Here is a 13,220-nt window from a genome sequence, read left to right on the forward strand (position 1 = left end):
GCAATGTCATGGGCTCTCGCACTGCCGAAGGCTTCCCTGGAAAACCCATCTGCCCGTCACGTCTTGCTATGCCTGGCCAACTACGCAGGCAGCGATGGCCGCGGTGCATTCCCCTCGGCTGCCACCCTGTCAGAAGACACAGGCCTGTCCGAGCGCACTGTGCGCTTGAAGTTGGATGAGCTTGAGAAGGCTGGCTTCATCGTTGAGGGCAATCAGGCGATTGCCGCCGCGTACATCGATCGCCGTGACCGCCGTCCTGTGGTGTATGACCTTCAGATCAAGCGGGGTGCAAATGCTGCACCCCGTAAAGAACGGGGTGCAGATAACCGCACGGGGTGCAGCTCACAGCAGAACGGGGTGCAGGAAAACGCAGAACGGGGTGCAGCAGCTGCACCCAATACATCACTTAACCATCAAGTAACCGAAGAGCAGCAGCTGCAGCGCGATTTGGAAGCCGAGATTGACGAGCAGGAGCGCGCCGCCGCCGAGTGCCCAGCACCGAATCAACGGTTCGCCATGTTCGCCACCTGGGAGCCGACACCCAAAGCCTTGGCCGACCAGGTCTCCATCGCCGGGTTACCTGCCGATGCGATTCCGGATGCGGCCGTCCGAGCGTTCAAGGGTTTCTTCGTCGCCAGACCCGCCACCGTCGATTCCAGCTCAGGCTGGTGCTACCGGCTTGTGCAGTGGGTGAAGCGAGAGCGAGTGAAGGCGGCAGGGCAGGGCCAAGCGCCCGATTTCAACGACACCAGCTGGGCTGACGATTTGGGGGGTATGTGATGACAAAGCCTGCGAAGCCCGCGATCAAAAGCGCAAACACGATCCTGAAAACCATGGGCAATCTGCCGCCGGTGATTCCATTCGCACCAACGCAGCTCCCGCCAGGAACCGCAGAAGTCGTGAACGCCCTGTTCAGGGAGTTACAGGCGATCTTCCCGGCCTGGAAGCAGGCTTGGCCGGACGCGGAGACGCTCGCAGCCGCGAAGCGCAGCTGGATCAAGGCATTCGTGGCAGAGGGTATCAATCAGATCGACCAGATCCGGTATGGCATCCAGAACTGCCGCAAGTTGGGCGGCGACTTCGCGCCTAGCGTCGGCAAGTTCATCAAGTGGTGCCAACCCACGCCCGAGATGCTAGGCATCCCCTCGCACGACAAGGCATTTCGTGAGGCGCTGGAAAACTCGCACCCAAGCCGCGCAGGTTCGCGCGTCTGGTCACACCCAGCTGTTCGTCACGCCGCACTGCAATGTGAGTTGCACAACCTAGCCGACCAAGACTCGGAGAAGGCCAGCTTGATCTTCGACCGGGCCTACGACATCACCATTCGGATGTTGGTGCAGGGGCAGCCGCTGGAAGACATCGCGGTCGGTATCGGTCACGACAGCCAGAAGACTGAACTCGAACTGGCCGTGGAAGAGGGTGAGCGCTTCATTCACGCAACAATCCGCCGTCAGGGAATCCCGGGTGACGGACAGACAGCACGCGCTGCGCTGCTGGCCAAGTTCGGATCGAAAACCAAAACCTCTGCCTGCAACCAAGAAAAGGGTTGTTTCTGATGGCCTTTACCGAATCACGCATCCAGCAACTTCTCAACGGCCAGTCCTCTACGGCGCGGAAAGTCTTCGAGCACGTGCCAATCCAGGAGCCATGGAGCGCACATGACATCCATTGCGCTGCCCTCAAGGTAAACGCCACATCTGTGTCCGTTCACGCGGTGCGCCGCGCGCTCGGCGAATTGAAAGACGCCGGGATCATCCGCGAACCGGTAGGCAGCAAATACCAGCGCGATGCCGTCACCATAAAACTCAGGATCGAAAAGCCCATGCCGAAGCTCTCTGCTGAAACCGTCGTCGCTCTCAAAAAGCCGGAAGTCGCTGCGCTTGACGCGCTTGCGGGCCTGTCCGCCGAAGTCGTGGTGTTAGCCAATGATTTCAGCGCTCGGATGAAGGCCATGGCGAATCGCATCGAGGAAGTGGCTCTCTCGGTCGAGGCTGAACGCGAAGGCAGCGCGCAGGCTACGGCCAAGCTGAAACAGCTGCAGAGCCTGCTCAAGGAAATCGGAGGTGCAGCGTAATGAGTGCACTCGACACACAAATAGCCGGCGGCCATTACAAGTCGTTGAAGATCCAGCCCATCGAATACATCCATGCCAACGGCATTCCGTTCGCTGAGGGCAGTGTCATCAAGTACGTGACGCGCTGGCGCGACAAAGGCGGCGTAGCTGACCTGGAGAAGGCTAAGCACTTCCTCGAATTACTGATCGAGCTTGAAACGAAGAAGGTGACCCCATGAAAGATAATCTCACGCTGCTGACCGGTCCGATCGATAAACAGCGCGCCGCTCTCGAATCGGCGAAGCGCGATTTGGACACGAATATCGAGTTCATGAAGTTGTTGGCGCAGCTCACCCGTGCCAAATACACCGCGCTGGTGGCTCAGGGATTTACCGAAGACCAAGCTTTGGCGCTTTGCAAATGAAGGCTGCATTCGCAGTGCTGGCCAGCCTCATCGCGCTGATGGAGTGCGGCTATTCCCACGAGGTGGCCCCGGCCGAGTACCAATTTGAGGGTTGCCTGTGAGGCAGACGAAACTGACCAAGGCCGCGCGCGGCCGCGACTGTCAGGTGCGCGGGCCGGGTGTTTGCAATGGCAACCCGGAGACCACTGTGCTGGCCCATTTCCGCCTGACGGGCACCCGTTGCGGCGCTGGCTTGAAGCCACACGACTTGCAGGCGGCTTGGGCGTGTTCTGCGTGCCATGACGCCGTTGATGCTCGCATCAGGACGGAATTCAGCCGGGACGATCTGCGCGTCATGCACATGGAAGGAATGGTGCGGACCATCGACATCTTGGTCGGTGAAGGAAAGGTGGCAGCGTGATTCCCGCAAAACTATCACTGTTCAAGCCAAAGCGCGTCCGGGCGAAAGCCATTGACCGCGAAGGGCAGGAACAGGCCGCGCTGATCAAAGAGCTGGAGCTTCGCCTGCCGAAGGTTGCCGCGCTGATCTACCACGTCCCGAACGGCGGACACCGGCACAAGTCGGTGGCGATCAAGCTGAAAGAGCAGGGCGTCAGGGCAGGCGTTCCCGACCTGGTGCTGCCGATGGCACGTGGCGGGTATTTCGGGCTGTACATGGAGTTCAAAGCCGCAACGCCGAACGACGCTGCGGTCTCTGCCAGCCAGCACGCCTGGATTCGCCAGCTCAATGAGCAGGGCTATTTGGCGATCGTCTGCCGCGGACATTTCGACGCCATGGAACAGATCCGGGCATACCTCCGACTTCCTCAAACCGAGGTGGCTGCATGACCCTTGCTATTTCGTTTTCCGACGCTGAGCTTAAGCGCCGCGCCGATGATCCATCAGCAGTGTTGATGCGCGATCCGCGTCACCCAGGCCTGTACTTTCGTTTCACCGAGGCTCGGCCGCGCGGAACCTGGTCGCTGGTGGTGCGCAAGAAGTGGCACCGGGTCGGCGCGTATCCCGATCTGTCGGCCAAGGTCGTGCTGGCTGCGCTGCCAGACCTGCGCATGCGATTGGGTGCTGATCCAGATGCGGGCGCTGCGGTCTCGCCATGGGCCAAGCTGGGCGACCTGCTGAACTGCTACTCGGACCGCATGAGCCGGGACCGCAACTTGTCGGATGAGCGAAAGGCGACCTGTAAGTCGGCCATCGCTCGGCACTTGGTACCGCGCGTTGGTGGGATGCTGCTGACCGACATCCGACACGGCACCCTCGACACCCAGCTGATGTGGCCGCTGCAGGAAACCCTGTCACTGGAGTTCGTGCGGCTGATCTTCGGCATTCTTGTCGTGGCATGCCGCCAAGCCTTCACTCTGAGCCTTATCCCGAGCAACCCCATGGCGGGCATCAAGTTCAGCGACTTCTCGAAGATCAAGATCAAGGCCAAGCCAGCACGGCTGCGCGGGGTTCAGATCGAAAGCCTGATCGCGCAGCTGGAAGTTCTGCATCAGCGTGACCAGCAATCCGCGATGCTCGCTCTGATGATGCTCTGCCACGGAACGCGTATCGGTGAGACTCGCAAGGCCCAGTGGTCACACGTCAGCCTGCCAGACCGCACCTGGTATCTGCCTGTCGGCAACACCAAGACCCGTGTCGAGCACTCCCTGCCTCTCACCGATCAGGTGTGCATGCTGTTGATCGCGTATCGAAGCCATCAGAACGCCGCAGGGTACGAAGGCCAGTACCTATTCCCAGCGCGCAATGGGAAGGGCATGAGCAAGACCCAAGCAAGCGCCGTGTTCACCGAGTTGGGGAAGGGTGAGTGGAGCAGCCATGACCTGCGAAAACTGGCCCGCACCGGCTGGGCAGACCTTGGGGTCGACTTCCTTATTGGCGAGATGCTGATCAATCACGCCATGGGCCACAACGTGCAGGCGTACATCCACACCACGGTGGAAGAACGCAAACGCGCCGCTCTGGAACTGTGGCACGGCCATTTAGACACCAAGGGTTTTGCAGCTATTCACGGTCTGGAGGGAGGTAGAAACGGAAATTCGGGGAAACCTCTGGAAGCCGCGTCCCATATGGCCTGCAACCCTATTCAAGAATCAACCATAGGCGAGGTTTCAAAAGCATGAAAACGGCTCGATCTGGATCAGGATTTCGTGCCCTTGCTGACGCCGCGGTGAACGCCGTTCGTTCTTGGGACGAGTTCTCAGCGGTGCTTGCCCGAATCAATTGTCAGGCGGATGCATACAGTCGGCGGTCACGGCCTTGGCTCCGGCCGAAAAAAGGACGGCGTGCACGATGAAGAAGAGCCACGGCCCATCGTTTCGGCGTGAGCTGAAGCCGCTGATGGTGTGCGGCACCTGTCGCGGCGCCACGGTTGTCAGCGGTGTTTTCCATCAGCTGGATTGCGCCGCCTGCAACGCCTCGGGCTGGCTGTGTGCCGAAACGGGCCTTGCCTTGCCGGTCGAGGTGCTGGTTCAGCAACTGAGCCTGAAGCTGCGCAATGTCACCGCTGAGCTTTCCAGGGCTCGCCAGTCTATCGGCGGCGCCCACGAACAATACGAACAGAACAACCGCCGCGGTGCCGGCGGATCTAATTTCACAGGGGATTGATCATGATGACTCGTAAGCCGTTGCACCGCCCATTGGGTGACACCGAGCACATGCTCGAGCAGTGGGGTTACTGGCGGATGGATGGGATGGGCGTGCCGCATTACACCTCGCCGTCACTGGCGATCATGCGGGATGTGATGCCTTCAACCACCAAGTCTTACGTCATCACTGACGAGCTGGCCGGTGTTGTTGACGCTGCTGTTGCTAGACTCTGCCGCCGCGATGCTCAGATGGGCGACATGGTATGGCTGTACTTCGGCGCGAAGTGGCCGGCGATCCGCGTTGGCCGCCACTACGGCGTCAGCGAGATGAAGGCCCGCGAGCTGATCAAAGCCGGTGTGGCATGGATCGATTGCGCATTGGACAGCCTGAAGGAAGCGGCATAAAAATAGTTGTCCATATGGAATAGCTCTGTTTTCATGGCACGGTGTTCAGCTGATTCAGCGCGACACCTCTCTTCTTAAGCCCGGCCATTGTGTCGGGCTTTTTGTTTTCCGCTACCAACCGGATGAAGGGTAATACCGTTCAGTTACTTCTTTTAGAACGAGCAGACCCCGTCTACTTCCTATGAATACGCCCACACAGTGTTGGGCATAGGAGGTAACGATGGGTACTGACACACAACTTCAAGGTGGAATGGGCGGCGATGATCCGATGCCTACCGCGCCGGACCCGCTAAGTCCAAGTCGAACGGATCTGAACCCAAGCGATCAGCCTGGTGTTGATGAGTTACCTGATAACGAGGGGCAAATCCCGCTCGATACAGATGACGATGCGCCGATTGAGGAGGATCTCCCTGATACCGATGTAGACAATGCCGAGATGGATAACCAGCCAAATCCTCGTTGACCTGCATGACAAGCCCGGCCGTTGCGTCGGGCTTATCCGCTGCCGATTGGATGGCAGTTCTCGGAACGACCATTTCTGTTTATTACGCGGTACTCGAGCCCGGACATTGTTCCGGGCTTTTTTATTCTGGCGAGGTCGACTGTCTGGTTAGGTCATGGGTCTTATAAGCCCATTCAGTTCGGTTCGATTCCGAGTCTTGCTACCAATTCCTCAAACCCCTCGGAACCTCTGATCACCACGTTCAGCGAGGGCTCTATTGATGTTGTTGTCCACAGCCAGGGTGGCCCGCAAGGGAGGGCCTGGACACGGTATAGCCGGTTAGTCACGTGTTACGAAAGAACACCGGTAGCCAACGCGTTTGACTCCAGTTGCTATATGAACGGCGCTGGTGGGAGGCGTGGGAAGACACGCACTTTTACGAAAACGATCTCTGTCGCGGAGCGCGCGGGCAAAGGTTCCAGCGCACCATGGAGACGCCTTGAGCTTCAGCGGCGGTTATGAGGGCAGTGCGGGATTGTTCTGATGGTATCTCGCTGAGTGGAGCGCCACCATCTATCGCTGCGATAAACCAGGCATCACGCTCGGTCATTCCCTTGGCGCTCTTCAGCACGACCTTTTTTAGCCCGTGTAGAACGTAGTGGATTTCGTACTGGTTTAGTTCAATCAAGGACTGCCATTTAAAAGGACCGTCGGATTCTTCTCGCATAGACCGCTCCCTGTAATGTAGCCGGGCCATCCTTGTTACTCCTTAAGCATGGTAGTTGACTGGTTGACTGCAGATCAAAGATTGTTCGGCATAGAAAAAATTCCCGAAAAAGATACGAAGCTTCACCAAAACGAGTGCGCTTGACCTGGCGAGACGTAGCGGCTGCGCCACGTCAACGTCAACTGCAGCGTGGGAAGACGCGCACGTTATGTAGGTGATCAAAGCCCGGCGGAAACGCGCAGGGGTAACAGTCAGCGTGGGGACTGGAGGGAAGCGCCGCGACAGCGACCTGAAAGGGTCGCCACCTGCACCTATTACGAGCCTCTGCATATGTCGGGGCTTTTGCATTTCGGAGTAGTGATGGATCCAACCGACCTTGGCCCAGGCACAGCCACCTGGCTGGGCGGAACGGGCCTTACGCTGCTCGGTGGTTTCTTGTGGCTGAGGAAGTTCCTCTCCAAGGACGCTGCTGATCGCGCGATGGACAACGCCGACATCGGCACCGTCCGGCGCCTGAACGAACTGCTCGACTCCGAGCGCACAGCCCGCAAAGAAGCCGAGTCGCGAGCCGATCAGTTTGCAAAAGAACGCAACGAACTCGCCGCCGCAGTTGGCCGTATGGAAGGGAAGATCGAAGCTCTGACCAGCCAGGTCGCGCAACTCACAGACAAGGTGACCAGCCAGAGCGCCGAGATTGCGCGCTTGCGGTCCCAGCTCGGAGGCGCCAACTGATGGACAGATGCGCAATGGAATTCATCGCTCGCCGCTGGTGGCGCCGGGCTGAGATATGGGTCATCGCCTCGCTGTTGATCATCGGAGGCGGAATCGTCGGCTTCCAGATCAGCCAATGGTCGCTTGCCAGTTCATATCTGCAGCAGGTTACCGCGGTCCGCCAGGCATATGACGAAGCGCTAAAGCAGCGTGATGCGCGGATGGACACGATCGCTACGAAGATTGATCGCTCTACCGAGACGGTCAATCACGCTGCCAGCACCGCGACTCAAGCAGCTGACTCCGCCAACAAGGCAGCAGACAAGGCTGTCGAGGCAGTAGAACGGGCAGGCCCGTAATGGCGGCTCTCAAACTGATTCCGATCTGGGCGTGGGTTGTGCTCGGCCTGCTGCTGTCGACCGGCTACCTGTACCTACGCCTCGATCACACTAAGTCTGATCTGGCTAACGCGGCGGGGGAACGGGACGTGGCCGTGGCTCGCGCCGCCTCGATCAGTCATACGCTCACCCTGCAACGCCAGCTTACAGACGACTCGAACAAGGCGACCGACCATGCGACAGAACAGACCCGGCACGTCACGACTGCTGTTGCTGTTGCTGACGACCGCGCTCGCAGCCTGCAGCAACAAGTTACCGACCTGCTCGCCAAACGAAAGCGTTGTGCTGCCGATCTTGCCAGCACAGGCAAGACAAGAGACGACCTTACCGATGTGCTCGCCGACCTGCGTCGAAGCGCTGACGAAGAAGCGGGAAGCCTGGCAGCAGCGCTTGACCGAAGCCGAATAGCTGGACAGCTGTGTGAGTCGATGTACTCGGCAGCGATGAAGGCCCGGTAGCCCGCACCACAAATTGAGATGCGCCCGTTCCTGGCGCGCACGGTGATATCCATGGCAGACATCAACATAACGCTAAGCGTCACGCGCGCTTGGTGGGTAATGCCGTACCTGCAATCTGTTGATCTGTTCTGCCGACTGACAGGCATGGAGCCGGATCTCAACAAGGTTGCGACCGTGGCCCTTCGGGGCTTCAAGGTTGCGATCAAGTGAAGAAGTCCTGGTACGTGTCAGTGCCCGGCTACCCACCATTCCCCATGATCATGCAGGAAGACCACGACCACGCGGATGCGCTGGCTGTGGCTCGGTGCATTTGGCCGACCTGCACAGTAGAGTGAGTACCATGACCCAAGTAATCGAGATCGTTGTCATTGGCGCGGCAGGCTCTGGAAAGTCGCATGTTCTCGAACTGATTGACCGCGCGCTCCGCAGCGAATACGGCCAGCATGTACAGGTGACATCGCATGAGCTGTCGCGCGAACGTTTCATGGGTTCGCCGGGCAGCAAGCCGAAGGTGGCTGATACCATCTTCAATCTGCGTGAGCAGGGTTCGAGCGGTTCCAGCAAGATCGGCGAGATGAAGGCGAACATCGACGCGTCCGAACCGACATCGGCCGACAAGATTGAGGCGATTCAGGGTGAGGCGATGAGCTTCATGCTCGACCCACTTGAGCAGGCTATTGAGTCGACAGCACGTGTGCTGCGTGACGAGTGGGAACATATGTCGGCAATCAGCAAGGCAGTGGGCAGGGACTGTCCGACCACTACTCTCTATAAGCGCATGGGCGACCACCTTGATGCCTTGCTCGCTGCTCAGCTGAAGCGCGGTTCCGAGTCCTGATGCCTCTCCGTCCGCAAAAGCCGTGTAATGCTCTTGGCTGCAATGCGCTGACCCGGAATTCCAGATACTGCGACGATCACGCCCACCTAGATAAGGCATGGTCGAATCGTAAGGGCTCAGGTCGTGGCGGCCGGCCATGGCGCCGTCTCAGAGACAAAGTACTCGCCCGTGATCACTACATCTGCCAGTGCGATGACTGCAAGGCTCAAGACCGGATACGCCCAGCTCACGAAGTGGACCATATCGTTCCTTTATCGCAAGGCGGCGACGATGAACCGTCAAATCTCCGCGCCATCAACCACGATTGCCACGAATTGAAGACCAAGCGTGAGGCCCGCGCGGGAATGGCGCCGCGATTCGTGCAAAACGCATGAAACATTCGAAAAATCAATGAGTTGCACCAATTTGGGGCGGGGCGGGTCGAAAGTCTGGAGCCTTTGCACCGGACACCGTCCCCCGAACTGGATTTTCACACCCGCGAAATTAAAAGTTTAGGAGTTGCGCGATGGGAGGCACCGCCACGGTCGCCGGCCGTGGTCGCAAACCCAAGCCGACGGCCAAAAAAGCACTGGCTGGTAACCCTGGCAAGCGGGCGTTAAATACCGCCGAGCCGAAATTTTCAGAGGTGACGAAAGATATTGATCCGCCCGAGTGGTTGAGCCCGCGCGCGGCCACGATGTGGAAGATGCTGGTCCCCGAATTGCTCCGCGAACACGTAATCGCGCTCACCGATCTTCACAACGTCGAGGCTTTCTGCACCGCCTATGACAAATGGCGGATGGCCGAAGAGTCCGTGCAGCAGTTCGGTATCGTCGTCGAGTCAGCGCAGGGCAGCCCGATGAAGAACCCGGCGCTTACGGCAGCTAACGAGTCGATGCGCCAGATGGTGACATTCGGCTCAATGCTTGGGCTGGATCCTGCAAGCCGAAGCCGCCTGATTGGCGGAAACAAGGAAAAAGCCACCAACGAATTTGCCCAACTATTGAGTTCATAGATGCCAAAGGCCCAGCACCCCAACGTCGACAGGGCGATGGCGTGGGCGAGGTCTGTCTTGCGCGGTAAGGTGCCGGCGTGTCGGTACATCCATCAGGCGGTGCAGCGGCATTTCGATGACCTGGCTGCCAGTCGCAAGCGCGGATTCAAGTACAAGTTCGACGCCGCTAAGGCTGAGAAGAAGCTGAAGCTGATTCAGCTCCTTCCGCATACCAAGGGTGAATGGGCGTTCAAGCGTCAGTTGATCACCTTGGAGCCGTGGCAGCTATTCGGCATGGCCGTCACCTTCGGGTGGCTCAAGAAGAAGGGTGGACACCGCCGATTTCGAGAAAGCTATTGGGAAGTGCCCCGCAAGAACGGCAAGTCTGTAATTGCCGCCGGCGTCGGCATCAGCATGTTCGTAGCCGATGGCGAGTTCGGTGCTGAGGTCTATTCGGGCGCGACCACCGAGAAGCAAGCATGGGAAGTGTTCCGTCCGGCGAAGCTGATGGTCAGCAAGTCGCCCTTACTGATCCAGGCGGCAGGTATCGAGGTAAACGCCTCGAACATGAACATCCCTTCGGACTTCAGTCGTTTCGAACCGCTCATTGGTGATCCGGGTGACGGTGCGTCGCCCAGCTGCGCCATCGTCGATGAATACCACGAGCATCGCACCTCGGCTCAGTACGACACCATGCTGACCGGTATGGGTGCCCGCCGTCAGCCGCTGATGTTTATCATCACCACGGCAGGCGCCGATATCGAAGGGCCTTGTTACGACAAACGCCGCCAGGTCATTGAGATGCTGGAGGGCACGGTTCCCGATGACGAGCTGTTCGGCTACATATGGACGCTCGACGAGGGCGATGACTGGACCGATCCGAAGATGTTGGCGAAGGCGAACCCAAATCACGGGATTTCGGTCTTCCAAGAATACCTCGAAAGTCAGCAGGCCCGGGCGATCCGCTCGGCGCGGTTCACCAACACATTCAAAACCAAGCATTTGAACCTGTGGGTGAGCGCAAAATCCGGCTTTTTCAACATGGAAAGCTGGAAGGCTTGCGAGGACACGACGCTGACCCTGGATCAGTTCGAGGGGCAAGAGTGGATCGCGGGCTTCGACTTGGCGCGCAAGCTGGACATGAATTCAAGGGCTCGGCTGTTCTGGCGAATCATCGACGGCCGGATCCACTACTACAGCGTTGCTCCCAAATTCTGGGTGCCAGAAGACACTGCGTTCAACAGCGACAACAAACGCATGAGCGAGCGGTTCCAAGCCTGGATCAACTCTCAGCACCTCGACATTACCGAAGGCGCGGAAGTCGATTACAGGGAAATCCTCGAGGACACCAAGGAAGCTAACCACCATGCGCCGCTCCGCGAGTCACCCATCGATCCGTTCGGCGCGACAGGCCTGAGCCATGAACTCGATGACGAGGGATTCAGCCCGATCACCATCACCCAGAACTACACCAACATGTCGGACCCTATGAAGGAACTCGAAGCGGCGATTGAGTCAGGTCGATTTCATCATGACGGAAACCCGATCATGACCTGGTGCGTGGCGAACGTGATCGGCAAGAACCTGCCTGGTAACAACGACGTGGTCCGCCCCATAAAACAGGGCGATGACAACAAGATAGACGGCGCAGTGGCGCTGATTATGGCGATTGGTCGAGTGCTCATAGATGCAGCGCAAAACACGACCGATTCTTTCATGGACTCAATCCGGAACCCAATCATCGCATGAGCTTGCCACTGGTGTTTTTCATACTCACAGCGCTGGGTGGATTCGGCCTGCTTGTCGGCGGCGTATTCATGCTTTTCGGCAGTGGCTGGGCACTGATCGCTGCCGCCGTCTCGATGTTCATGATTTCAGGCTTCATCAAGAAAGGACTAGCAGGTGAATAAATCTCTTTCGCTGGTTCTCGGCAGGGCTGCGGCCAAGCCGATGAAGTCGCTCAGCGATTGGACCGGAAAGGCCATACGCCTGAGCGACGGGGGGTTCTGGGGATCATGGCTTGGTGGGCAGTCCAGCTCTGGCAAAACGGTGAATGTCGACAACGTGATGCGGCTGTCCACCGTGTGGGCTTGCGTGCGCATCATCTCAACATCGGTTGCTGGCCTGCCGCTCGGGATATACCGACGCAAAGTGGACGGCGATCGTGAGGATGCGCGAGACTTTTCCCTGTATGACGTGATCCACAACAGCCCCAACGAGGACATGACCGCTTTCCAGTTCTGGCAAGCTGTTGTGGCGTCGATGTTGCTGTGGGGCAATGCCTATTGTGAGATTCATCGGTCCGGGAGCCGTGTCATCGCGCTGGACTTTCTGATGCCGTCGCGAGTCGATCTTGAGGTCGGCGATGATGGACGTCTGGAATATTGGTTTCGTCCAAAAAAAGGCCCTCGTCGGCAGATAGCCCGCGTGGACATGCTGCACATTCCGGCGTTTAGCATCGATGGTCGAGTCGGAATGTCGGCTATCCGTTTCGGCGCTGATGTTTTCGGTTCGGCGATGTCCGCGGATGATGCGGCGAATGGCACGTTCAAGAATGGGCTTCTTCCGACAGTTGCTTTCAGCGTTGATCGCATTCTCAAGCCCGACCAGCGTGACGAATTCAGGGAGTACGTAAAGACCGTTTCCGGCGCGATGAACGCAGGGAAATCGCCGGTACTTGAGCAGGGGGTGAAGGCTGAAACCATCGGTATCAACCCTGTAGATGCGCAGCTGCTGGAGTCTCGCGGGCACAGCATCGAGGAAATTTGCCGATGGTTCGGCGTACCGCCATGGATGGTGGGTAAAACCGACGCGGGCAGTAACTGGGGAACCGGGTTGGAGCAACAGATGATTGCTTTCCTCACCTTTTGCATCAGCTCGATTACCAGCCAGATCCAGCAGTGCGTCAACAAACGGCTGCTCACTCCGGTGGATCGCCGGACGTATTACGCGGAGTTTTCGCTGGAAGCTTTCCTCAAGGCCGATAGCGCCGGGCGGGCGGAGTGGTACAGCAAGATGACGCAGAACGGAATCATGACCCGTGATGAGTGCAGGGTGAAAGAGAACCTGCCGCGCCACGGCGGCAATGCTTCCGTCCTTACGGTTCAGACCAATCTGGCGCCTATTGATCAACTCGGCCAGTCAACCGATGGGCAGGCCGCCCAAGCAGCCCTTAAAAACTGGCTTGGCCAGCAGCAGGAGTAACC

Annotated in this window: 22 protein-coding genes and 1 tRNA gene; 22 read left to right on the forward strand and 1 reads right to left on the reverse strand. The window is 58.5% G+C overall.

Annotated features, from left to right (window positions below; translation table 11 throughout):
- Positions 1 to 3 precede the first annotated feature (3 nt).
- The 12 genes from ACRER8_RS12125 (at position 4) to ACRER8_RS12180 (ending at position 6,135) form a co-directional block, all read left to right on the forward strand.
- Positions 4 to 780: a helix-turn-helix domain-containing protein gene (locus ACRER8_RS12125; protein WP_431746569.1), complete on the forward strand. Its 777-nt coding sequence runs from the start codon at positions 4 to 6 to the stop codon at positions 778 to 780.
- Positions 780 to 1,556 (forward strand): replication protein P, encoded by a 777-nt coding sequence (locus tag ACRER8_RS12130; protein WP_431746570.1) that lies wholly within the window; start codon positions 780 to 782, stop codon positions 1,554 to 1,556. Before ACRER8_RS12125 ends, ACRER8_RS12130 begins: the two co-directional genes overlap by 1 nt.
- A complete protein-coding gene (locus tag ACRER8_RS12135) occupies positions 1,556 to 2,074 on the forward strand; it encodes a hypothetical protein (protein ID WP_431746504.1) in 519 nt (172 codons plus the stop codon). The genes ACRER8_RS12130 and ACRER8_RS12135 overlap by 1 nt, the downstream gene beginning before the upstream one ends.
- Positions 2,074 to 2,292: a DUF3310 domain-containing protein gene (locus ACRER8_RS12140; protein WP_431746505.1), complete on the forward strand. Its 219-nt coding sequence runs from the start codon at positions 2,074 to 2,076 to the stop codon at positions 2,290 to 2,292. The genes ACRER8_RS12135 and ACRER8_RS12140 overlap by 1 nt, the downstream gene beginning before the upstream one ends.
- Positions 2,289 to 2,477, forward strand: coding sequence for a hypothetical protein (locus tag ACRER8_RS12145; RefSeq protein ID WP_431746506.1), 189 nt, complete (start codon positions 2,289 to 2,291; stop codon positions 2,475 to 2,477). Before ACRER8_RS12140 ends, ACRER8_RS12145 begins: the two co-directional genes overlap by 4 nt.
- Positions 2,478 to 2,574: 97 nt before the next feature.
- On the forward strand, positions 2,575 to 2,877 hold the full coding sequence (locus ACRER8_RS12150) for a DUF1364 domain-containing protein (RefSeq protein WP_431746507.1): 303 nt from the start codon (positions 2,575 to 2,577) through the stop codon (positions 2,875 to 2,877).
- Positions 2,874 to 3,305, forward strand: coding sequence for a VRR-NUC domain-containing protein (locus ACRER8_RS12155; RefSeq protein ID WP_431746508.1), 432 nt, complete (start codon positions 2,874 to 2,876; stop codon positions 3,303 to 3,305). The genes ACRER8_RS12150 and ACRER8_RS12155 overlap by 4 nt, the downstream gene beginning before the upstream one ends.
- Positions 3,302 to 4,597, forward strand: coding sequence for a tyrosine-type recombinase/integrase (locus ACRER8_RS12160; protein ID WP_431746509.1), 1,296 nt, complete (start codon positions 3,302 to 3,304; stop codon positions 4,595 to 4,597). The genes ACRER8_RS12155 and ACRER8_RS12160 overlap by 4 nt, the downstream gene beginning before the upstream one ends.
- Before the next feature lie 169 nt (positions 4,598 to 4,766).
- Positions 4,767 to 5,081, forward strand: a complete 315-nt coding sequence (locus ACRER8_RS12165) for a hypothetical protein (RefSeq protein ID WP_431746510.1) — start codon at positions 4,767 to 4,769, stop codon at positions 5,079 to 5,081.
- A 2-nt stretch (positions 5,082 to 5,083) separates the two neighbouring features.
- Entirely contained in the window at positions 5,084 to 5,467 is a 384-nt protein-coding gene (locus ACRER8_RS12170; RefSeq protein ID WP_431746511.1) for an antiterminator Q family protein, read from the forward strand.
- Between the two features lie 220 nt (positions 5,468 to 5,687).
- Complete coding sequence (locus ACRER8_RS12175; RefSeq protein WP_431746512.1) at positions 5,688 to 5,930, forward strand: hypothetical protein; 243 nt, start codon at positions 5,688 to 5,690, stop codon at positions 5,928 to 5,930.
- 128 nt (positions 5,931 to 6,058) lie between these two features.
- A tRNA-Ile gene (locus tag ACRER8_RS12180) sits at positions 6,059 to 6,135 on the forward strand.
- A 210-nt stretch (positions 6,136 to 6,345) separates the two neighbouring features.
- On the opposite strand, the gene ACRER8_RS12185 is transcribed toward ACRER8_RS12180, so the two are convergent.
- Positions 6,346 to 6,636 (reverse strand): DUF6555 family protein, encoded by a 291-nt coding sequence (locus ACRER8_RS12185; protein WP_431746513.1) that lies wholly within the window; start codon positions 6,634 to 6,636, stop codon positions 6,346 to 6,348.
- Between the two features lie 360 nt (positions 6,637 to 6,996).
- On the opposite strand from ACRER8_RS12185, the gene ACRER8_RS12190 reads away from it, so the two are divergent.
- From ACRER8_RS12190 to ACRER8_RS12235, 10 genes are all read left to right on the forward strand, one after another.
- A complete protein-coding gene (locus ACRER8_RS12190) occupies positions 6,997 to 7,368 on the forward strand; it encodes a chemotaxis protein (protein ID WP_431746514.1) in 372 nt (123 codons plus the stop codon).
- On the forward strand, positions 7,368 to 7,706 hold the full coding sequence (locus ACRER8_RS12195; RefSeq protein WP_431746515.1) for a hypothetical protein: 339 nt from the start codon (positions 7,368 to 7,370) through the stop codon (positions 7,704 to 7,706). The genes ACRER8_RS12190 and ACRER8_RS12195 overlap by 1 nt, the downstream gene beginning before the upstream one ends.
- A complete protein-coding gene (locus ACRER8_RS12200) occupies positions 7,706 to 8,203 on the forward strand; it encodes a DUF2514 family protein (protein ID WP_431746516.1) in 498 nt (165 codons plus the stop codon). Before ACRER8_RS12195 ends, ACRER8_RS12200 begins: the two co-directional genes overlap by 1 nt.
- Positions 8,204 to 8,254: 51 nt before the next feature.
- A complete protein-coding gene (locus ACRER8_RS12205) occupies positions 8,255 to 8,413 on the forward strand; it encodes a hypothetical protein (RefSeq protein ID WP_431746517.1) in 159 nt (52 codons plus the stop codon).
- Between the two features lie 130 nt (positions 8,414 to 8,543).
- Positions 8,544 to 9,041, forward strand: a complete 498-nt coding sequence (locus ACRER8_RS12210; protein ID WP_431746518.1) for a hypothetical protein — start codon at positions 8,544 to 8,546, stop codon at positions 9,039 to 9,041.
- Positions 9,041 to 9,415: an HNH endonuclease gene (locus ACRER8_RS12215; protein WP_431746519.1), complete on the forward strand. Its 375-nt coding sequence runs from the start codon at positions 9,041 to 9,043 to the stop codon at positions 9,413 to 9,415. Before ACRER8_RS12210 ends, ACRER8_RS12215 begins: the two co-directional genes overlap by 1 nt.
- Positions 9,416 to 9,546: 131 nt before the next feature.
- Positions 9,547 to 10,035: a phage terminase small subunit P27 family gene (locus ACRER8_RS12220; RefSeq protein ID WP_431746520.1), complete on the forward strand. Its 489-nt coding sequence runs from the start codon at positions 9,547 to 9,549 to the stop codon at positions 10,033 to 10,035.
- Positions 10,036 to 11,763 (forward strand): terminase large subunit, encoded by a 1,728-nt coding sequence (locus ACRER8_RS12225; protein ID WP_431746521.1) that lies wholly within the window; start codon positions 10,036 to 10,038, stop codon positions 11,761 to 11,763.
- Positions 11,760 to 11,924 (forward strand): hypothetical protein, encoded by a 165-nt coding sequence (locus tag ACRER8_RS12230; protein ID WP_431746522.1) that lies wholly within the window; start codon positions 11,760 to 11,762, stop codon positions 11,922 to 11,924. Before ACRER8_RS12225 ends, ACRER8_RS12230 begins: the two co-directional genes overlap by 4 nt.
- The gene (locus ACRER8_RS12235; protein ID WP_431746523.1) at positions 11,917 to 13,218 is read left to right on the forward strand and encodes a phage portal protein; all 1,302 of its coding nucleotides are present in this window, start codon (positions 11,917 to 11,919) and stop codon (positions 13,216 to 13,218) included. The genes ACRER8_RS12230 and ACRER8_RS12235 overlap by 8 nt, the downstream gene beginning before the upstream one ends.
- Positions 13,219 to 13,220 lie beyond the last annotated feature (2 nt).

The organism is Pseudomonas sp., assembly GCF_050739935.1.
GTDB lineage: Bacteria > Pseudomonadota > Gammaproteobacteria > Pseudomonadales > Pseudomonadaceae > Aquipseudomonas.